This window comes from Syntrophotalea acetylenivorans (assembly GCF_001887775.1).
Lineage (GTDB): Bacteria > Desulfobacterota > Desulfuromonadia > Desulfuromonadales > Syntrophotaleaceae > Syntrophotalea_A > Syntrophotalea_A acetylenivorans.
This window is the reverse complement of record NZ_CP015519.1, coordinates 3,039,277-3,058,030: the sequence shown is the minus strand read 5'-3', so window position 1 is coordinate 3,058,030 and position 18,754 is coordinate 3,039,277. Positions and strand designations below refer to the sequence as shown.

Sequence of the window (18,754 nt, the reverse complement as noted above, 5' to 3'; positions counted from 1 at the left end):
GCACCATAAAAAACGGCCGGACTCCTCAATGGGATCCGGCCGCAATTGTTAGCTAAACCAACTTCGTTCGATTAGAACTTCCAGGTCGCGCCACCATAAAAAGTACGGCCGGCCAAGGGGAAACCGTAGCTCTGCTCGTAATCTTCGTCGAAAACGTTGTCGACTCCGACATAGAGATCGATAGCGCCGTTGGCAGCCGCCTTATTGAGCTTGAAGTCGACCAGGAAGATATCCGACAATTTGTCCTGCTCTTCGTTACCGTCAACGCTGTAATAATAGTTGTCGGTCATGTATTGAGCACCTGCATAAGCGGTAAGACCCCAAGGCAGACTACAGGTCGATTCAAGGGTGACCTTGTGCTCGGGCCGATTCTGCAGCTCATCCCGTTCGGTATCGTCCGACTTATCCTCGGTGCTCATGTAGGTATAGCTGACACGCAAGAACAGCCGGTCAAAGTAACGATTCTCCGCCCCGACTTCCACACCGTAGAATTCGTACTCATCGAAATTTTGCCTTACATCATTGACTTTCTCGATGTAATCTTCGATATCGATATAGAAACCGGTTACCGACAACAGGGTCTTGGCCGGCAGAACCTGCTCGATACCAGCTTCGTAATGCCAAGTGGTCTCCGCTTTTAGGTCTTCGTTCACCTTGCCATCATCCGTGTCATAAAGGTCACGAATAGTCGGGAAACGCACCTTGCGAGCGTGAGAGGCCTTGAGTCGGGTTCCCTCGGACAGGTCGTAAGTCAGACCGACAAGATAGGAAAAGTCTTCTTCATTATCGCTTTCACGATCCTGCAAGTGAGCACCCGCACCGAGAACCACACCGAGTTTGTCCATCGGGGAAACTTCGTATTCGAGGCTTGCCGAGTAAAGCTGAAAATCTCCGTTGTCTATCTCTACTCCATCATCTCCTTCGCTTTCATAGTCGTCGTTTTCCACCATCAGACCCAGAGTCGCCCGACCGGAATTCTGCGTATCATAAGACAACTGCAGGTTAGCACCGGAGATTTCCGTTTCGGAATAAACACTTTTTCCGTTTTTGAGTGTCGAATAAGTGTCATCTTCAAACTCTTCCTCATCTACATCAAGACGATTAAAATAAGCCCAACCCTTGACACTAAGAGGCCCGGCAAAGTTGTGGCTGGCGGCCAACTGAACGTTGAATTCTTCGTCTTCCTGCCGTTGATATTTTATCGTTTTGGCAAAAACATCACCCGTCCCCTTCTTACTATTGTAACCCTCAAGAGTAATAGGCGGCTTACCCCGCTCTCCTTTGAGATAGCTGAAGGTCATCCCTAGCAGCGTAGCGTCGGTCGGTTGATAACCGAAGTTGGCAAAGAAGTTTTTACGATCACGGTCGCTGTTTTCCCGCTCGTCGCCATCTTCATTTAGTTCTTCGCCGTAATGGTTTGACATCCTATAGGCATCACGCTCGTAGTAGCTGCCACTGACAAAGACATCGTATTTTTCCGTACCGTAGGAGCTGGTGGCCCGCAACAAGGTGGCATCGACCTCGGACAGTTCAACACCCATGGAACCGTTAGCACCTTTGGTGCCCTTCTTGGTGACAATATTGATAATCCCGGCGTTACCACCCGAACCGTAGAGTTCGGAACCGCCACCGGTGGTGACTGTGATCTCGGCGATATTCTCCACCGAAATCAACGAAGGGTCGAACTGACCGTCGTTGGTGCCGTTGAAGGGTGTACCGTTGAGCAACAGCTTGACGTGACGGGTGCGGAACCCGCGCATGTCGATACGCGGAGCACCGTCTGCAGCCGTACGGACTTGCACACCGGGCAGCATGTCGATGGCTTCGTCGAGGGTGCGTACGCCGCGTGTTTCGATTTCCTTGGCAGTTACCTTGTGGGTGGTGCCGATGGCCTCGACCCCCTCTTGTTCACCGGAAACAACAACTTCGCCGAGACGATAGACACCGTCGTCGGCAGCCAGAGCCGTGCCGGTCGCCAAAGGCGTCGCTAGCAGAGCCAGTGCGGTCAATGCCGCAAACCAACCAGTTCTCATAGTTCCTCCTGTTTTCATCTTTCATCGTTATTGGGGACTCCATGGGTCGCAAACCTTGTATAGAGCCTTCCGAGACCAAAATACATTTCACAACAAATTCTACTTTTAATTAGCGCTATAATCGCGCGACTATAACGAACCCATTCACCGCTGTCAACAAACTTACATAACGAATTAATCCCCACGGAAAGCCTTTCGCTCTTGGATCTTCCGATCTTGTTTCGTGAAATTAAGCCCCTGCTAGTTCGCATTGCCCAGGAAACTCGGCTTTACAAAAATTAACTTGCCCCTGACTGTCCGAACGCCATAGTCTTCGCCAAGTGACCCGTTCTGGCTTCATCCCAAGCCTGCAGATCTCTACGAAATCCTACGGCCCGGACCGCCATCCGCAGGTCAACCGTACCGGAGCGAAAGCCCTTGCCGACTTCATGCTGTCGCCTGATATTCAGAATTTCATGGCCGATATCGGCAAAAAGAAAACCGGCGCCCCCCCTTCTTTTATCCGGTCTGGCCCATCGGCCCGGCAATGCACTCCTAATCTTTCACAATTCTCCTGGTGGGAAGTCTTTTAGGCTTCCCGCCAGCCCCTTTCGCTCCCCCTCCTCGCCACCATATTTCCTCTTTGATTTTGCCAGCCGAATTGCTATCTTGTTAGCCCTCAGCTACCCCTCATTTTTAGACACTAAGGAGCAACCATGCGCCGCTTCGTTCTTGGCCTGGCGAGCAATGCCGGCCTCGGCTACAGCCCCGTGGCCCCCGGAACCGTTGGCACCCTGGCCGGCATTCCGGCTTTTTACTTGCTGGCCTCTCTGCCCGTGCCTCTCTACATCCTTACTTTGGGAGCCTTACTCTGCTTATCTTTCTGGGCCGCCGGAGCCGCCGGTCATATTTACGGCGTAGTTGATGACGGCCGCATCGTTATTGATGAACTGGTCGGTTATCTATTCACGGTGGCGTTTCTGCCTTTTTCCTGGACCAATGCGATCCTCGGTTTCATTCTCTTCCGTATCTTCGACATCACCAAACCACCCCCGGCGTCCTGGTTCGATCGACGCCTGAAAAACGGCTACGGGGTTGTCCTGGATGATGTAATTGCTGGAATCTACGGGGCCCTGTCCTTGCGCCTGGGTCTCTTCCTATGGACATTTTTTCTGGAGGGTCGAGCATGAGTCTCAATATTGCCGTACTTGCCACCGGCGATGAACTGATCAATGGCGAGATGGCCGACACCAACACCTCGCGCATCGCCGGCATTCTCGGCGCTCACGGCTATACCGTGGGGGAATCCCGGGTTGTGGGTGATGTTGAGGAGGAAATCGAAAGCGCCCTGTGCGACCTGGCCGGCAAACGGGAAGTGGTCATCGTCACCGGTGGCCTCGGCCCTACCGAAGACGACCTCACCGCACGGATCGCTGCCAAGGCCTTCGGTCGGCGTCTGGTTCTCAACGATGAAGCGTTGGCTCAGATTCGGGCCTTTTTTGCCAAGCGCAATATGGAGATGAACCCGCGCAACGAAAAGCAGGCCCTGCTTCCATTAAAATCGACCATCCTCGGCAATCGCCTGGGCACCGCCCCCGGCTTCACCCTGCACCAACAGAACTGCGATCTGTTCTTTTTGCCGGGAGTGCCCAAAGAAATGGTTGACATGCTCGAACAACAGGTACTCCCGCGCATACAACAACGCAGCGGTGGAACCGCCCCCCTGCAGGAACGTATACTTAAGGTCTTTGGCCTTTCGGAGCCAAGGGTCGAAGAATTGTTCGATGGGCAGACCTTGCCCACCGGCGTTGCCCTGGCCTTCGGTGTCGATTTCCCCTTCGTCCATGTCAAACTCCGGGCCAGCGGCGAGTCGGCAGAACCACTCCTCGACCGAGCCGAAGTTCAAACCCGCCAGCTGCTGGAACCCTATGTATTTGCCAACGGCCAGGAGACTCTGGCCGGCAACGTCGGTCGCATGCTCACCGATGCCGGCCTGACCATTGCCCTGGCCGAATCGTGCACCGGCGGAATAGTCGCCGGAATGCTCACCGAATTACCCGGCGCCTCGGCCTTTTTCGAACGGGGCGCCGTGACCTACTCCAATACTGCCAAACATGACTGGTTGCAGGTACCGCCCGAGATTCTGCAAAACCCCGGCGCGGTCAGTGAAGCCTGTGCACTGGCTATGGCCCGAGGCATCCGCTCCACGGCCGGCAGTGACCTGGGATTGGCCATCACTGGTATTGCCGGCCCCGATGGAGGCTCCCCTGAAAAACCGGTAGGCACGGTATTCCTTGCCCTCAGCGACGGACAAAACGAACAGGTTAAAGGCTACCGCTTCAGCGGCGAGAGGGATCGAATTCGCCGTATGGCCAGCTGCATGGCTTTGGAATGGGTCCGCCGTTATCTGAACTCCCGACTGTGAATAACAGGACAACTGAATGCCGGCTCTGACTAAAGTGCGCGCCTTTGTCGCCATGCCACTGCCCGAAGCTTCCCTGCGGATCATCGGCAAACTGCAACAGGAGTTGGCGAAGGATCTACCGGGAGTGCGCTGGGTGAAGCCGGAAACCATCCATCTGACCCTGGCCTTTCTCGGCGATATTGCAGAAGATTCCCTTGAAAGACTCGGTAGTTCTATGCTATCGATAGGTGATTTGCAGCCGCCCGTCACAGCGACTTTTTCAGGAGTCGGCGCATTTCCTTCCCGTAGCAGACCACGGGTGGTCTGGCTGGGCATTGACGGCGGCCGCACCTTGACCCAAATACATGAAGCCCTGGCAACGGAGTTACGCACTCTGCAGCTGCCAGTTGACGATCGGCCCTTTGTGCCCCATCTGACCCTTGGCCGCAGCCGGAAGTCCCATCCCGGAGCCGGCCGGATACTCGAATCGTTTAGCGATCGTGACTGCGGCAGTGCACAACTCGACCAACTGGTTCTCTATGAAAGCCGACTCGGCCCCCGAGGGGCTTTGCACCTGCCACGACACAGGGTGTCGCTGACCGGAGTACAACCTTAAAACGACCTTTAACCACCAAAGGATTTTAACCATATGAGCGACAACAACCGCGATCGCGCCATCGACCTGGCCATGAGCCAGATTGAAAAACAGTTCGGTAAGGGCAGCATCATGCGCCTCGGCGAAGACACCGCCATGCCCGATATCGAGGTCATCCCCACCGGCGCGCTTAGCGTCGATCTGGCCCTCGGGGTCGGCGGTATCCCCCGCGGCCGTATTGTTGAAATCTATGGCCCCGAATCTTCTGGCAAGACGACTCTGGCCCTGCATATTGTCGCCGAGGCACAGAAAAAAGGCGGCATCGCTGCCTTTGTCGATGCCGAGCACGCCTTGGACATCAACTATGCCCGCAAGCTGGGGGTCAAGACCGACGACCTGCTGGTCTCTCAGCCCGACACCGGTGAACAGGCTCTGGAGATAACCGAGGTGCTGGTGCGTAGCGGCGCTATCGACGTGCTGGTGGTCGACTCCGTTGCCGCCCTGGTACCGCGGGCCGAAATCGAAGGGGAGATGGGCGACTCGCACATGGGCTTGCAGGCTCGACTCATGTCCCAGGCCCTGCGCAAGCTGACGGGTACCATCAGCAAGTCGAATTGCAGTCTGATCTTCATCAACCAGATCCGCATGAAAATCGGCGTCATGTTCGGCAACCCGGAAACCACCACCGGCGGCAACGCCCTCAAATTCTACTCTTCTGTCCGTATGGACATCCGCCGCATCGCCGCCCTCAAACAGGGCCAGGATGTGATCGGAAACCGTACCCGGGTCAAGGTGGTCAAAAACAAAGTCGCGCCCCCCTTTAAAGAAGCGGAGTTCGACATCATGTACGGCGAAGGTATCTCCCGCGAGGGGGATCTGGTCGATCTGGGTGCGGCCAACGATATTATCGACAAGAGCGGCGCCTGGTATTCCTTTGAAGGCGAGCGCATCGGTCAGGGCCGGGAAAATGCCAAGCTGTTTCTGCGCGAACACCCGGACATGAGTCTGTCTATCGAACGAAAACTCTTTGAGCACTTCGGCCTGGCAACGCCGGCCGCCGTTGCAGCGGATGGCAGCCATGGAACTGAATGAAATCCTCACAGTAGCTCTTAAGGCCAAGGCTTCGGATATCCACATCAAACCGGGCCTGCCGCCGATCTATCGTATCGATGGTGCCTTGCGGCCATTGCCCAAGGCCGAGCGAATCAGCGCCGACGACACCAAACAGATGGCCTTTGCCATCATGAACGAGAAACGTCGGCGCCATTTCGAAGAGACCCACGAAATCGATATGGCCTATGGTGTTCCCGGCCTGGGGCGCTTCCGTGCCAATGTCTTCAGCCAGCGCGGCAGCATCACCATGGTGTTTCGTGTCATACCTTTTTTAATCCCCAAGATTGACGACCTGGTCCTGCCGCCGGTGGTTAAAAAAGTCGCCATGGAATCCCGCGGGCTGGTATTGGTTACCGGCGCCACCGGCTCCGGCAAGTCCACCACCCTGGCGGCGATGATCGACTACATCAACAGCCAGCGCACCGTGCATATCATCACCGTCGAAGATCCCATCGAATTCCTTCACAAGGACCGCAAGTCAATCATTAACCAACGGGAAATCGGCAGTGATACGGAAAACTTTCCCACTGCTCTTAAATATGCCCTACGCCAGGACCCCGACGTAATTCTGGTCGGCGAGATGCGAGACCAGGAGACGGTAGAAACGGCCCTGCATGCCGCAGAAACCGGGCATCTGGTCCTCGCCACGCTACACACCGTCGACGCACCGGAGTCGATCAACCGTATTATTTCGGTATTTCCGCCCCATCAGCACCGCCAGATCCGCGCCCAACTGTCCGGCATCCTCAAGGCAGTCATCTCTCAACGCCTGGTACCAATGGCTGATGGCAAGGGTCGTGTCCCGGCGGTAGAGGTCATGGTCTCCACCGCTCGCACCCGCGACCTCATCGATGACCGGGAAAAGACCAAACTGCTGCGCGATACTATTCAGCAGGGTTATGTCTCCTACGGCATGCAGACCTTCGACCAGTCCCTGATGACTCTTTACAAACAGAATCTCATCAGTTTTGAAGAAGCCCTGCGTCAAAGTTCCAACCCCGACGACTTCAAACTCAAAGCCTCCGGTATCTCTTCTACCTCGGATTTGAGCTGGGACGATTTCGAGCACTCCCACGAAGCAGAGCAGCAGAACGAAACAGAGAATGTACCCGAGGGCAATGGTCAGGAATGACGCCTTCAACGCTGCCGTGCAGCTGCTTAAGACCCGCGAACGCAGCGAAAAAGAACTGACATCCAGACTGCGGCGCAAAGGGTTCGAGGCCGATGAAGTAACCGCTGCAGTGGACCGCTGCCGGGAATACGGCTACGTTGATGACAGTCGTTTTGCCCGCTGCAAAGCCCGCCAATTGCTGACCAACGGCCGGGCTGTCGGAAGACGGCTGCAAAGAGAGTTGCAGCTTGCCGGCGTCGCTGAAGAGCTTGTCGAGCAGACCCTGGCGGAACTGCAAAGTGATTTCAAGGAGGAGACACTGCTCGACGAACTGCTTGAGCGACGCTTTGCTTCCTTTGACTATCGACTGGCTGACGACCGGGAGAGACGCCGCGTCGTCAATTATTTTTTACGCCGGGGCTTCGCCCTGGCGACCATATTGGAACAATTGAAAAAACCATGCGGTGGCTAAACAAAAGCGACCTACAAGGCGTAGCGGCTTTTCAGGGGTAAAGGCACAAAATCCCGAGAGCACTGCATCGCCACGGGTTGGACTTTTTGCGACGTCATCAAGAAAGGTAACAGATACCGCTCATGCTCACAGCCAATGAAATCCGCAGCCGTTTTTTGTGCTACTTCAAGGAACGTAACCACACCTTGGTTCCATCCTCTCCGCTGATCCCCCACAACGATCCGACCCTGCTGTTCATCAACGCCGGCATGAACCAGTTCAAGGACGTTTTTTTGGGGCGCGAAAAGCGTGACTACGTGCGAGCTTCTTCCGCACAGAAATGCGTTCGGGCCGGAGGAAAGCATAACGACCTTGAGAATGTCGGACGGACCGCCCGCCATCACACTTTTTTCGAGATGCTTGGAAACTTCTCCTTTGGCGACTATTTCAAGGAAGACGCCATTCGCTACGCCTGGGAGTTTCTTACCGTTGAGATGGAGCTGCCCGTCTCCAAGCTGTGGATCACCGTATTCCAGGATGACGACGAGGCCTTCGCCATCTGGCGGGATCAAATCGGCCTGCCGGAAGAACGGGTCATTCGCATGGATGAAAAAGACAACTTCTGGTCCATGGGAGACACAGGACCCTGCGGTCCCTGCTCGGAGATTCATATCGACCAGGGCGAGTCCATGTCCTGCGGTCCCGATTGCGGCATCGGCAGCTGCGACTGCGACCGGTACCTGGAACTGTGGAACCTGGTTTTCATGCAGTTCGACCGCAGTGCCGACGGTGTGCTGACCCCATTGCCGAAACCCTCCATCGACACCGGCATGGGCCTGGAGCGCATCGCTGCCGTGGTTCAAGGGGTACAGAGCAACTACGACTGCGACCTGCTGCGAGGCATTATCGCCTACATCGAGAAACTGGCCGGTAAAAAATACGGCGACGACGAGGAACAGGATGTCTCCATGCGGGTCATCGCCGACCACAGCCGGGCCACCGCCTTTCTCATTGCCGACGGCGTGCTGCCAAGCAACGAAGGGCGAGGCTACGTACTGCGGCGCATCATGCGTCGTGCCGCCCGCCACGCCAAGATGCTCGGCTTCGACGAGCCGGTCCTTTACCGCAGCACGGTGTTCGTTCTCGAATCGATGGCTGAGGCCTATCCTGAAATGGCCCAGCGTACCGACTACGTGGCCAAAGTAGTCAAGAACGAGGAAGAACGCTTCATCCAGACCCTGGACAACGGCCTGCGTATCCTGACCGACGAGGTCGCTCGCCTGCAGCAGGAGAAGCAAACCGTCCTTCCCGGAGAGATCGCCTTCCGCCTCTATGACACCTTCGGCTTCCCCCTCGACCTCACCGCCGACATCGTTGCCGGCGAGAGCATCACCATCGACGAGGCGGGTTTCGACAGCGCTATGGAAGAACAGCGACGCAAGGCCCGTGAGCACTGGAAGGGCTCCGGAGAAGAAGCCGTAGCCGGTATCTACCGGCAACTGGTCGAAGATGGCCTGCGCAGCGAATTCAACGGTTACGACAACCTTACCGCCAACTCCGAAATCGTTGCCATTCTGCGTGACGGTCAGCCAGTGACCCGCGCCGACCAGGACAACGAGGTAGAAATCATCACCGCCTCCACTCCATTCTACGGCGAATCGGGCGGTCAGACCGGCGACCGAGGCGAACTGACCACGGCCACCGGCAAGGTGGCGATCAGTGACACCAAAAAGCCCTTGCCGGAATTGACTGTGCATGTGGGCAAGATCGTTTCCGGCAGCATCGCCAAGGGTGCCAATGCCGAGTTGAAGGTCGATAAAGCCCTGCGTCAAGCTACAGCACTCAACCACACCAGCACCCACATTCTGCAAAAAGTGCTGATCGAAACCCTCGGTGAGCACGTTCAGCAGGCCGGCTCCCTGGTAACGCCCGAGCGGTTGCGCTTCGACTTCATCCATTTCTCGGCCTTAACCGCTGAAGAGATCGCCCGAATTGAGGAGCAGGTCAACCTGCGCATCCGCAACAACCTGCGGGTTGCTACTCAGCAAATGTCTACCGACGAAGCAGTCGCTGCCGGCGCCACCGCCCTGTTCGGCGAAAAATACGGCGAAGCGGTGCGCGTGGTTAAGGTTGGTGACTTCAGCATGGAACTCTGCGGAGGAACCCATACCAGCGCCTCCGGGGATATCGGCCTGTTCAAAATCGTTCAGGAAACCGGTATCGCCGCCGGAGTGCGACGCATCGAGGCAGCTACCGGCACCAAGGCCCTGGAATTGATCGCCGAACAGGAGCAGACCCTCGACCAGCTGGCGGCTCTGATCAAAACCGACCGACCGCAGCTTGAAACCCGTCTGCGCAAACTGCTGGAGCGGCAAAAAGAACTGGAACGGGAAGTTGAAGCTCTGCAAGGCAAACTCAACGCTGACCAGGCAGGCGACCTGCTCAACCAGGCAAGCGAGGTGGCCGGGGTCCAGCTGGTTTGCGGTCGCGCCGACAACCTTGACGGTAAAGCGCTGCGCGAATTGGCCGATCAGGTTCGTGACCGCATGGAATCGGGGGTATTGATTCTCGGCGGTGCCCATGGCGGAAAAGCCGGGCTGCTGGTGGCGGTGACCAAAGATCTGACCAAACGGCTACAAGCCGGAGCCCTGATCAAGCAGCTGGCTGCCATGGTTGGTGGCGGCGGTGGCGGTCGACCCGATCTGGCCCAGGCCGGGGGCAGCAAGCCCGAGCAGCTCAACGAGGCTTTGGCGGCGGCGCCGGGGCTGATTGCCGAGGCATTGGAGACTGCTTAAATATACGCAACACCGGCGGGATTGCTGGTTGTAATCTAACCTTTCAGGGGCAAAACCGGCGGGTCGCGTCCCGCCGGACGCCCTACTTTTTGTCCAAGCCAACAAAAAGTAGGCAAAAAATGGCTGCCACTGCGTGGGGCGGTTAATTGTCGGGGCGGGGGAAGCAACAGGCTGTAAATCGTTTTGCAATGACGGTGGTTTTATGCGGCTCCCTCTCTTGCGACGGTTGCCTCCGAAGACACTCGGTCCGCATCTTTTGCAGAGTTGGGGCCTATGTTTTGCTGGTGTGAAAGCCTTTAAAACCAGCAACAAGCCATGCAGAAACCCTTACGTTACTACGTGTGTTCCCGGCCGAAAACGGCGAAGTTGAAGTTACAAGTTTCAGCCAATTCCAGGAGACCATCATGAAAGGAACCATCGTTCGTACCCCGGAGCAGGAAGAATATGCCCACCCGGCCCACGATCGCTTCTTTTTGCGCGACGTGGTTACGGCAACCCTCAACCCTGCCCTCTCCGTTCATCGCGGCCGCATCGAAGTCGGCGGTGAAATTCGGCCACACACCCATGACCAGCAGGCCGAAACCTTTTATATCCTTGGAGGCGAAGCCCTCTGCACCATGAACGGGAAAGAAACCGTCCTCACCGCCGGCTGCTGTGTGGTGGCGCCAGCGGGCGTGTCTCATAATCTAAAGAACGTTGGAGAAGAGCCTGTTGAATTGCTGGCCCTCTTTACCCCCCCTTTGAAATAGCTGTCCCATACAGAAGAAGATCGACTGCCGACATCTCAAAAAGATGTGTACGAGTCAAGGACATAGGTAACACAAAAGTTCGCATACATAGGTTACACATTAAGCTTCAAGTAGTCGTTGTGGGCTTTCTTGATATCCCGCATATCGAAGCTGCCTAATCTCAATGGTCCAAAATGAACGTCCCAGATGCCATCAGCGGTTTCTTCGACACCGACCTTTTCGCTCTTGAGAAGGCCGGCGACGTAAACACGATGCCCTTGATGATGAATGATGCCGCTGTGATGAACTAAGGCAATTCGAAAGTAGCCAGGATACTCTATCTCCGGTAGCTTTTCAGGCATGCTGCGTGTTGAGGGACTGTACTTCGATGCCGGTGTTGTTTGTCCAAGGCTTTCATGAGGGCGTTCGTTATTGTACTGCTGGCGAAATGCATCAAACGCCTGCTGTTGAAGCTGGGCTGTTGGCGCCGGAGGAATGGCCGTAGCGTTCTTAAGTGTTCTGTGCATCCGTTCATGCCGCCCATTTTGTTGAGGCTTTCCCGGTTCAATTCGTTCTGGCACGATGCCCAGGCGAATCCACCATTTGGATAGCTGGGACAGTCCACCGGGCGAGTTAGAGGCAAAGGGTACGCCATTATCGGTACGAATGCGCCATGGCAACCCATACTCCCGGAAAAGGGATTCAAAAGCGTCTCTGGTTGGTTCTAGCCGCGGCCCTGGAAAATTTATGCATTCTAAAAGGTAACGGCATTGATGATCCATTACGGTGAGTGGATAACACCAAGTGCCATCTCTAGTCTTGAATTGCCCTTTGAAGTCCGCCGACCAGACATCGTTCGGGTGATGCACTGGAGAAAAGGGCTGCTGACCGACAGGAACCGGTTTGCGCCGTCTTTGAGGACGAATCAATCCTTCCTCCGCCAGGACCTTGTAGATGGTCGTCTTGGAAGGGATGTCCCATTCTGGGTGGTTCTGCCTCAGTAGCACTTGAATCTTTTTCGGCCCCGGCGGATCCCGCTGGCTTGAACGGAGGCCAATGATCGCTTTGCGTACGGTAAAGGGTGTCTTCAGGGGGTGTTGATGGGGCTTCCGAGGTTGGTCTTGCAACCCCTCGAAACCTAGTTCCCTGTAGCGAGCCACCCACTTGTAGCCGGTCTTTCGGCTAATACCGTAACGGTGACAAAGGCCTTTGAAGGTGTCCATCGCTCGAAGGTGGTCGGCAATAAACAGCAGCTTCTGGTCCATAGGTTTCACCTCTTTCCAGGGCATGGGCACCTCCTTGTAGAAAGTGCCTATAGGATACAAAAAGTGTTACCCATGTACCTGAACTAAAGTGTTACCTATGTTTATGAACCGTACCGATGTCGGCAGTTTTTGTTGTATTCTTTGTCGTCCACAAACAGTACGAACCTTCATTGAGCTTCGTGGCAACAATTCTATAGATCGATCCCAGTTTTTCAGCTCTTCTTAAAACAACAACACGATGTCCCTCGCGACCAGTTTTTACCGCCCTTGGCAAAGGTTCGGTTCTTTGCCATTTTTCTTTTTTTAGCCTAAGGCCTGTGTTAGAATGTCCCCTATTTTTTCAAAATGTTCTTCACCCTGAAAAGAGACCATGGATATTCGCGGAACAACTATCGTATGCGTGCGTAAAGACGGCCAGATTGCTCTGGCCGGCGACGGCCAGGTGACTCTGGGCAACACGGTCATGAAACATACCGCGCGCAAGATTCGTCGCATGTATAATGAGCAAATCCTGGCCGGATTTGCCGGAAGCACCGCCGACGCTTTTACTTTGTTTGAAAAGTTCGAAGCTAAAGTGCAGGAGTTTCGCGGCAATCTGCCCAAGGCAGCGGTGGCCCTTGCCAAGGACTGGCGCACCGACCAGATCCTGCGCAAGCTGGAGGCCCTGCTTATCGTTGCCGACAGGGAGACGACCCTGGTGTTGTCCGGTTCCGGTGACGTTATCGAACCGGATGACGGCATCGCCGCTATCGGGTCCGGTGGCCCCTTTGCTCAGGCTGCGGCCAAAGCCCTGAAGAACCATTCACAGCTTGATGCCCGGCAAATCGCCGAAGAAGCGCTGAAGGTCGCCGCAGAGATCTGCATTTACACTAACGCTCACATCGCATCCGAGAGTTTGCCGTGACCAACTTCACCCCGCGGGAGATCGTCTCTGAACTCGACCGCCATATCATCGGCCAGAACAAGGCCAAAAGAGCCGTAGCCATCGCCCTGCGCAACCGCTGGCGGCGCCAGCAGGTGCCCGATGACCTGCGCGATGAGATCGTGCCGAAGAACATTATCATGATCGGCGCCACCGGTGTCGGCAAAACGGAAATCGCCCGGAGATTGGCCAAACTGGCCCAGGCGCCTTTCATCAAGGTCGAGGCGAGCAAGTTTACGGAAGTCGGTTATGTCGGCCGCGATGTAGAGAGCATGGTTCGCGATCTGGTAGACTTGGCAGTGATCATGGTCCGCGACGAGGAGGCCCGTAAGGTACGCATCAAAGCCGAAGATGCCGCCGAAGAGCGACTGCTCGACCTGCTGCTTCCCGGCACTGACACCCAGGAACTGAACGAGGATGCAGGTGAAGGTGGCACGCGCGACAAACTGCGCAAACTGCTGCGCCAAGGCGACCTTGACGAGCGCACGGTGGAGATCGAAATACAGACCGCCAAGATGCCATCCATGGAGATTTTCACTCCCCAGGGTACCGAGGAAATGGGTTTCAACATCAAGGAGATGTTCGGCAACCTGTTCCCCAAGCAGACCAAACAACGCAAATTCAAGGTCAGCGAAGCTCGAGAACTGCTAATTGAAGAAGAAGCCGAGCGGCTTGTCGACATGGACAAAGTCAACACCCTGGCCAAAGAGCGGGTCGAACAGAGCGGCATCATCTTCATCGACGAGATCGACAAGATTGCCGGCCAGAACAGCCGCCAGGGTCCGGATGTGTCTCGCCAGGGCGTACAGCGGGACATTTTGCCCATTGTTGAAGGCTGCACCGTTAACACCAAATACGGACCGGTAAAGACGGACCATGTGCTGTTTATCGCTGCCGGCGCCTTTCATATTTCCAAGCCCTCGGACCTGATCCCCGAACTGCAGGGGCGCTTTCCGATCCGAGTGGAATTGGAGAATTTGGGCGAAGAGGAGTTTATTCGTATCCTCACCGAACCGCAAAACGCGCTCACCCGCCAGTACCGGGCCCTGTTGGCTACGGAGGGAATTGAATTGACCTTCGGCGATGATGCGATTCGCGAAATCGCCCGCACCGCCACCCTGGTTAATGATCGTACTGAAAATATCGGTGCCCGGCGTTTACACACCATTTTGGAAAAACTCCTCGAAGAATTATCCTTCGAGGCTCCGGAACGTCAGGAACAATCGGTGATCATCGACGCTGAAAATGTTCGACAGCATTTGGCGGATATCGCCCAGGACGAGGATCTGTCGCGGTATATTTTGTAAGTTTTGACTATTCGACGTACTGTCGTCTTTGAATAATACAAAAAGCGCCTCACGCCCGCTCCTTGCAGTCGCTCAAGACGCAAAGACGCCAAGGAATTCAGATATGCTTTTCTTTGCGGTCTTTGCGGCTTAAGTGAGCAATGCGAACGAGCGAGAGAATCGTTTTGAAAGATCTCTACAGGCTGCTACTCAAGTTCAATCAACGGTCGCAATTGGTGCCAGAAAGAAACTGATATATGGAAGAACTGATCAGAAAAGCGGGTGTGTTGATGGAAGCGCTGCCTTATATCAAGCGCTTCGCCAACAAGACCATCGTCATAAAATACGGCGGCAACGCCATGGTCGAAGAGCACCTCAAGAGGGGCTTTGCCAAGGACATCGTGTTGCTCAAGTACATCGGTCTTAATCCGGTGGTTGTGCACGGCGGCGGTCCGCAGATCGGCCGCGTGCTGGAGGCCATGGGCAAAGAAACCAACTTTGTTCAAGGCATGCGAGTGACCGATGCGGAAACCATGGACGTGGTGGAGATGGTACTCGGTGGCAAGGTCAACAAGGAAATCGTCGCCAACATCAACAGCCATGATGGAAAGGCGGTGGGCCTGAGCGGCAAGGACGGCCGTTTGATCGTGGCCCGTAAGCTGGAGGTCAAAGCTCTCAATCCGGATACCCTGACCTCGGAAATCATCGATGTCGGCATGGTCGGCGAGGTCGAGCAGATCAATCCGGATATCATCAACGCCCTGGAAGATAGCGGTTTTATTCCGGTCATCGCACCGGTTGGAGTCGGCCTGGACGGCGAAACCTACAATATCAATGCCGATCTGGTAGCCGGTCGCATTGCCGGCGCCCTGCGGGCGGAGAAACTTATCCTGCTGACCGACATCGAGGGGGTCAAGGACAAGAGCGGCCGGCTTATTTCTACCATCGACATCAACAAGGCCCCCGACCTTATCAACGACGGCACCATCAGCGGCGGCATGATACCCAAGATCAACTGCTGTTGCGACGCAGTCAGCGAAGGGGTACACAAGGCTCACATCATCGACGGACGTGTGGAGCACGCCTGTCTGCTGGAAATGTTTACCGATAAAGGGATCGGCACTGCCGTAGGGAGGTTTGCCTAATGACCACTTCAGCACAATGGATCGCCAGAGGCGATAAACACGTGGCCAAGACCTACGGCCGCTATCCGCTGGTAGCGGCTCGCGGCGAAGGCTGCCAGCTGTGGGATGTGGATGGTAAGCGCTACCTCGACTTTCTCGCCGGGGTAGCGGTCAACAACCTCGGTCACTGCCACCCCAAAGTGGTTGCGGCCCTGCAGCAACAGGCCGCTGAGCTCATCCACTGCTCCAATTTTTATCATATCCCCAGCCAGATTGAGTTGGCCGAACTGCTCTGCGAGCATTCCTTCGGCGATCGGGTGTTCTTCTGCAACAGCGGCGCCGAAGCCAACGAAGCGGCGATGAAGCTGGTGCGCAAGTACAGTGCGGAAAAGTATGGCTCCAACCGCTTTGAGGTTATTACCGCCTTGGCCTCCTTTCACGGCCGCACCATCGGCACCATCAGCGCTACCGGCCAGGACAAGGTCAAGGCCGGTTTCAATCCCCTGTTGCCCGGCTTTCACTATGTACCCTTTGGTGACGCCGAAGCCCTGCGCAAAGCGATCACTCCCAACATCTGCGCGGTAATGTTGGAACCGGTCCAGGGTGAAGGCGGAGTGCGCGTCGCGCCTCCCGGATACCTGGAGGCAGTACGGCAGATTTGCGACGAGCACGACCTGATGTTGGTTTTCGATGAGGTTCAGGTCGGCTGCGGCCGTACCGGCTCCCTCTTCGCCTATGAGCAGGACGGCGTAGCACCGGACGTCCTGACCTTGGCCAAAGCTCTGGCTGGCGGACCACCCATCGGCGCCATGGTCGCCACGGAAAAAGCAGCTGAATGTTTCGGCCCCGGCACCCACGGTTCGACCTTTGGCGGCAATCCGCTGATGGCCACTGCAGCGGTGACCGCCATGCGTACCCTGCTCGAAGACGGTGTGCTCGACAACTGCGTCGCCATGGGCGACTACCTGCGCAATCGCCTGGAAGAGCTGAAAGGCCGCCACCCCTTTATCAATGAAGTGCGCGGGAGAGGTCTTATTCTAGGCGTGGAACTGACGATCCCGGGCGCTGATATTGTTTCCCAAGCCCTGCAACAAGGCCTGCTGATCAATTGCACCGCCAACACGGTGCTGCGCTTTTTGCCGCCCCTGATTGTCACCCGCGAAGAGATCGACGAAGCGATGACCATTCTGGACGGCATCCTGCAGAAAATTTAACTTGAAAGGGCGGTAGATCCTGGTTCTGCCCCTTATCTAGATTAGGAGAACTGATCGTGAAAAAAGACTTCCTCTGCCTCACCGACTGGACCCTTGAGGAACTGGAAAAGATTTTTGACCTGTCTCGTGAGTTAAAAGCTAAGCAAAAACAGGGCGAAGAACATCGCCTGTTGCAAGGGCAAACTCTGGGCATGTTATTTGAGAAAAGCTCCACCCGCACTCGCGTTTCCTTTGAAGTCGGCATGTACCAGCTTGGAGGCCACGCCCTGTTCCTTTCATCCAGCAGCACCCAGATGGGACGCGGAGAGCCGATTAAGGACACCGCCCGGGTCATGTCCCGCTACGTCGACGGCATCATGATCCGCACCTTTTCTCAGGCGGCGGTAGAGGAGTTGGCCCGGCTCTCGGACATTCCGGTAATCAACGGACTGACCGACAGTTATCATCCCTGCCAGCTCATGGCTGATCTGTTTACCGTTATCGAGCACAAGACCAACTATCGGGACCTGACATACTGCTGGATCGGTGACGGCAACAACATGGCCAACAGCTGGATTAACGCCGCCGCCGTCTTCGGCTTTGAACTGCGAATCGCAACCCCGGCTGGCTATGAGCCCGATCCGCAAGTTATGGCCCGCGCCGAAAAAATGGGCGCCAAAGTCATCTACACCAATGATCCCCTGGAAGCAGCGCGTGGCGCTCAGGTCCTGAACACCGATGTTTGGGCCAGCATGGGCCAGGAAGAGGAGCAGAAAGAACGGGAAAAGGCCTTTGCCAATTTCCAGATCAACGGTCAGGTGGTTGCCGTAGCCGATCCTGAGTGCATCGTATTGCACTGTCTGCCCGCCCACCGCGATGAAGAGATTACCGACGAAGTCATCGAAGGCCCCCACTCGGTGGTGTTCGACGAAGCAGAAAATCGTCTGCATGTACAGAAGGCCATTATGGCCAGCCTGATGGGCTAGCTGCGCAGAACGCTTACCAACCTGGAGAGATCATGGAAATCCGTTGCCCCCACTGCGGGTTCAGTAAAGACATCGACGAGCAGGTCATTCCTGCCGACGTCCACCGGGTCAATTGCCCGAGTTGCGGCCAGTCGTTTCCTTTCGTCAAACCAAACGCAGAGGTACAGCCGCCCCCTGAGAATGCCGCACCGGTAAAAACGCCGGAACAGGTCTTGGTTACCTGCACTGCCTGCAACCTGCGCCAGAAAGCCGCGGACCGTTGCCGGAACTGCGGCCTGACCCTGGTTGCCCATGCCCTGCCGGACGGGGCGAAAGTGCAAGAGTACGCCGGATTCTGGTTACGGGTAGTCGCTTCGCTGCTTGACTCAGTGGTTGTTTTCATTCTACAGCTCGTCTGTGGCGGCATTCTCATTGCCAGCGGCGGACTTCTAGGCGGCCTTGATAGCGCAGACGGTACCGTTGCGATGGTGACCTGGCTCTTTACCACGGTGCTCGGCCTGGCCTACTATGTGATCTTCACCGGTTCCTGCGGCCAGACCCTGGGTAAGATGGCCCTGCGAATCAAGGTCATCCGCAAGGACGGCGGCGACCTCGGCTACGGTGGAGCTACCCTGCGGGAGACAATCGGCAAGTTTGTCTCGGGCATCATTCTGGGTATCGGCTATTTGATGGTGGCTTTTGACGAGCGCAAACAGGGCCTGCACGACAAAATTGCCGGGAGTTATGTGGTCAAGCTCTGATCCGACCCTGTCAGCCTGTTTGGGAACTC

The 18,754-nt window shown here is 56.0% G+C and carries 16 protein-coding genes; 14 read left to right on the top strand and 2 right to left on the bottom strand.

The window, feature by feature from the left end; genetic code table 11:
- Positions 1 to 71: 71 nt before the first annotated feature.
- Positions 72 to 2,033, bottom strand: coding sequence for a TonB-dependent receptor plug domain-containing protein (locus A7E78_RS14020; RefSeq protein WP_072284843.1), 1,962 nt, complete (start codon positions 2,031 to 2,033; stop codon positions 72 to 74).
- A 695-nt stretch (positions 2,034 to 2,728) separates the two neighbouring features.
- Between A7E78_RS14020 and A7E78_RS14010 the strand changes: the two genes are divergently transcribed.
- From A7E78_RS14010 to A7E78_RS13975, 8 genes are all read left to right on the top strand, one after another.
- Positions 2,729 to 3,202, top strand: coding sequence for a phosphatidylglycerophosphatase A family protein (locus tag A7E78_RS14010; RefSeq protein ID WP_072284841.1), 474 nt, complete (start codon positions 2,729 to 2,731; stop codon positions 3,200 to 3,202).
- Positions 3,199 to 4,437, top strand: a complete 1,239-nt coding sequence (locus A7E78_RS14005; protein ID WP_072284840.1) for a competence/damage-inducible protein A — start codon at positions 3,199 to 3,201, stop codon at positions 4,435 to 4,437. The genes A7E78_RS14010 and A7E78_RS14005 overlap by 4 nt, the downstream gene beginning before the upstream one ends.
- A gap of 16 nt (positions 4,438 to 4,453) precedes the next feature.
- Positions 4,454 to 5,032 (top strand): RNA 2',3'-cyclic phosphodiesterase, encoded by a 579-nt coding sequence (gene thpR / locus A7E78_RS14000; RefSeq protein WP_072284839.1) that lies wholly within the window; start codon positions 4,454 to 4,456, stop codon positions 5,030 to 5,032.
- A 33-nt stretch (positions 5,033 to 5,065) separates the two neighbouring features.
- Positions 5,066 to 6,103, top strand: coding sequence for a recombinase RecA (recA, locus tag A7E78_RS13995; RefSeq protein WP_072284838.1), 1,038 nt, complete (start codon positions 5,066 to 5,068; stop codon positions 6,101 to 6,103).
- Positions 6,090 to 7,256, top strand: coding sequence for a type IV pilus twitching motility protein PilT (locus tag A7E78_RS13990; RefSeq protein WP_072284837.1), 1,167 nt, complete (start codon positions 6,090 to 6,092; stop codon positions 7,254 to 7,256). The genes recA and A7E78_RS13990 overlap by 14 nt, the downstream gene beginning before the upstream one ends.
- On the top strand, positions 7,243 to 7,707 hold the full coding sequence (locus A7E78_RS13985; protein ID WP_158516121.1) for a regulatory protein RecX: 465 nt from the start codon (positions 7,243 to 7,245) through the stop codon (positions 7,705 to 7,707). The genes A7E78_RS13990 and A7E78_RS13985 overlap by 14 nt, the downstream gene beginning before the upstream one ends.
- Before the next feature lie 122 nt (positions 7,708 to 7,829).
- Positions 7,830 to 10,481 carry an alanine--tRNA ligase gene (gene alaS / locus A7E78_RS13980; RefSeq protein WP_072284835.1) on the top strand — a complete coding sequence of 884 codons (2,652 nt, stop codon included), beginning with the start codon at positions 7,830 to 7,832 and terminating at the stop codon, positions 10,479 to 10,481.
- 404 nt (positions 10,482 to 10,885) lie between these two features.
- Positions 10,886 to 11,230, top strand: a complete 345-nt coding sequence (locus tag A7E78_RS13975) for a cupin domain-containing protein (protein WP_072284834.1) — start codon at positions 10,886 to 10,888, stop codon at positions 11,228 to 11,230.
- Between the two features lie 92 nt (positions 11,231 to 11,322).
- On the opposite strand, the gene A7E78_RS13970 is transcribed toward A7E78_RS13975, so the two are convergent.
- The gene (locus A7E78_RS13970; RefSeq protein ID WP_072284237.1) at positions 11,323 to 12,498 is read right to left on the bottom strand and encodes an integrase core domain-containing protein; all 1,176 of its coding nucleotides are present in this window, start codon (positions 12,496 to 12,498) and stop codon (positions 11,323 to 11,325) included.
- A gap of 346 nt (positions 12,499 to 12,844) precedes the next feature.
- On the opposite strand from A7E78_RS13970, the gene hslV reads away from it, so the two are divergent.
- From hslV to A7E78_RS13935, 6 genes are all read left to right on the top strand, one after another.
- Complete coding sequence (gene hslV / locus A7E78_RS13965; RefSeq protein WP_072284833.1) at positions 12,845 to 13,378, top strand: ATP-dependent protease subunit HslV; 534 nt, start codon at positions 12,845 to 12,847, stop codon at positions 13,376 to 13,378.
- Complete coding sequence (hslU, locus tag A7E78_RS13960) at positions 13,375 to 14,703, top strand: ATP-dependent protease ATPase subunit HslU (protein ID WP_072284832.1); 1,329 nt, start codon at positions 13,375 to 13,377, stop codon at positions 14,701 to 14,703. The genes hslV and hslU overlap by 4 nt, the downstream gene beginning before the upstream one ends.
- Positions 14,704 to 14,939: 236 nt before the next feature.
- The gene (argB, locus tag A7E78_RS13955; protein WP_072284831.1) at positions 14,940 to 15,827 is read left to right on the top strand and encodes an acetylglutamate kinase; all 888 of its coding nucleotides are present in this window, start codon (positions 14,940 to 14,942) and stop codon (positions 15,825 to 15,827) included.
- Entirely contained in the window at positions 15,827 to 17,020 is a 1,194-nt protein-coding gene (locus A7E78_RS13950) for an acetylornithine transaminase (RefSeq protein ID WP_072284830.1), read from the top strand. Before argB ends, A7E78_RS13950 begins: the two co-directional genes overlap by 1 nt.
- A gap of 56 nt (positions 17,021 to 17,076) precedes the next feature.
- A complete protein-coding gene (argF, locus tag A7E78_RS13945) occupies positions 17,077 to 17,985 on the top strand; it encodes an ornithine carbamoyltransferase (protein ID WP_072284829.1) in 909 nt (302 codons plus the stop codon).
- A gap of 32 nt (positions 17,986 to 18,017) precedes the next feature.
- On the top strand, positions 18,018 to 18,725 hold the full coding sequence (locus tag A7E78_RS13935; protein ID WP_083553156.1) for an RDD family protein: 708 nt from the start codon (positions 18,018 to 18,020) through the stop codon (positions 18,723 to 18,725).
- The last annotated feature ends 29 nt before the right edge of the window (positions 18,726 to 18,754 follow it).

Bases quoted from the DNA above. Each gene is read 5' to 3' on its own strand.
- A7E78_RS13975 (WP_072284834.1), top strand. From the start codon at position 10,886: ATGAAAGGAACCATCGTTCGTACCCCGGAGCAGGAAGAATATGCCCAC.
- A7E78_RS13970 (WP_072284237.1), bottom strand. From the start codon at position 12,498: ATGCCCTGGAAAGAGGTGAAACCTATGGACCAGAAGCTGCTGTTTATT.
- A7E78_RS13985 (WP_158516121.1), top strand. From the start codon at position 7,243: ATGGTCAGGAATGACGCCTTCAACGCTGCCGTGCAGCTGCTTAAGACC.
- hslV (WP_072284833.1), top strand. From the start codon at position 12,845: ATGGATATTCGCGGAACAACTATCGTATGCGTGCGTAAAGACGGCCAG.
- recA (WP_072284838.1), top strand. From the start codon at position 5,066: ATGAGCGACAACAACCGCGATCGCGCCATCGACCTGGCCATGAGCCAG.
- thpR (WP_072284839.1), top strand. From the start codon at position 4,454: ATGCCGGCTCTGACTAAAGTGCGCGCCTTTGTCGCCATGCCACTGCCC.
- argB (WP_072284831.1), top strand. From the start codon at position 14,940: ATGGAAGAACTGATCAGAAAAGCGGGTGTGTTGATGGAAGCGCTGCCT.
- A7E78_RS14010 (WP_072284841.1), top strand. From the start codon at position 2,729: ATGCGCCGCTTCGTTCTTGGCCTGGCGAGCAATGCCGGCCTCGGCTAC.
- alaS (WP_072284835.1), top strand. From the start codon at position 7,830: ATGCTCACAGCCAATGAAATCCGCAGCCGTTTTTTGTGCTACTTCAAG.
- A7E78_RS13935 (WP_083553156.1), top strand. From the start codon at position 18,018: ATGGAAATCCGTTGCCCCCACTGCGGGTTCAGTAAAGACATCGACGAG.
- A7E78_RS14005 (WP_072284840.1), top strand. From the start codon at position 3,199: ATGAGTCTCAATATTGCCGTACTTGCCACCGGCGATGAACTGATCAAT.
- A7E78_RS14020 (WP_072284843.1), bottom strand. From the start codon at position 2,033: ATGAGAACTGGTTGGTTTGCGGCATTGACCGCACTGGCTCTGCTAGCG.
- A7E78_RS13950 (WP_072284830.1), top strand. From the start codon at position 15,827: ATGACCACTTCAGCACAATGGATCGCCAGAGGCGATAAACACGTGGCC.
- A7E78_RS13990 (WP_072284837.1), top strand. From the start codon at position 6,090: ATGGAACTGAATGAAATCCTCACAGTAGCTCTTAAGGCCAAGGCTTCG.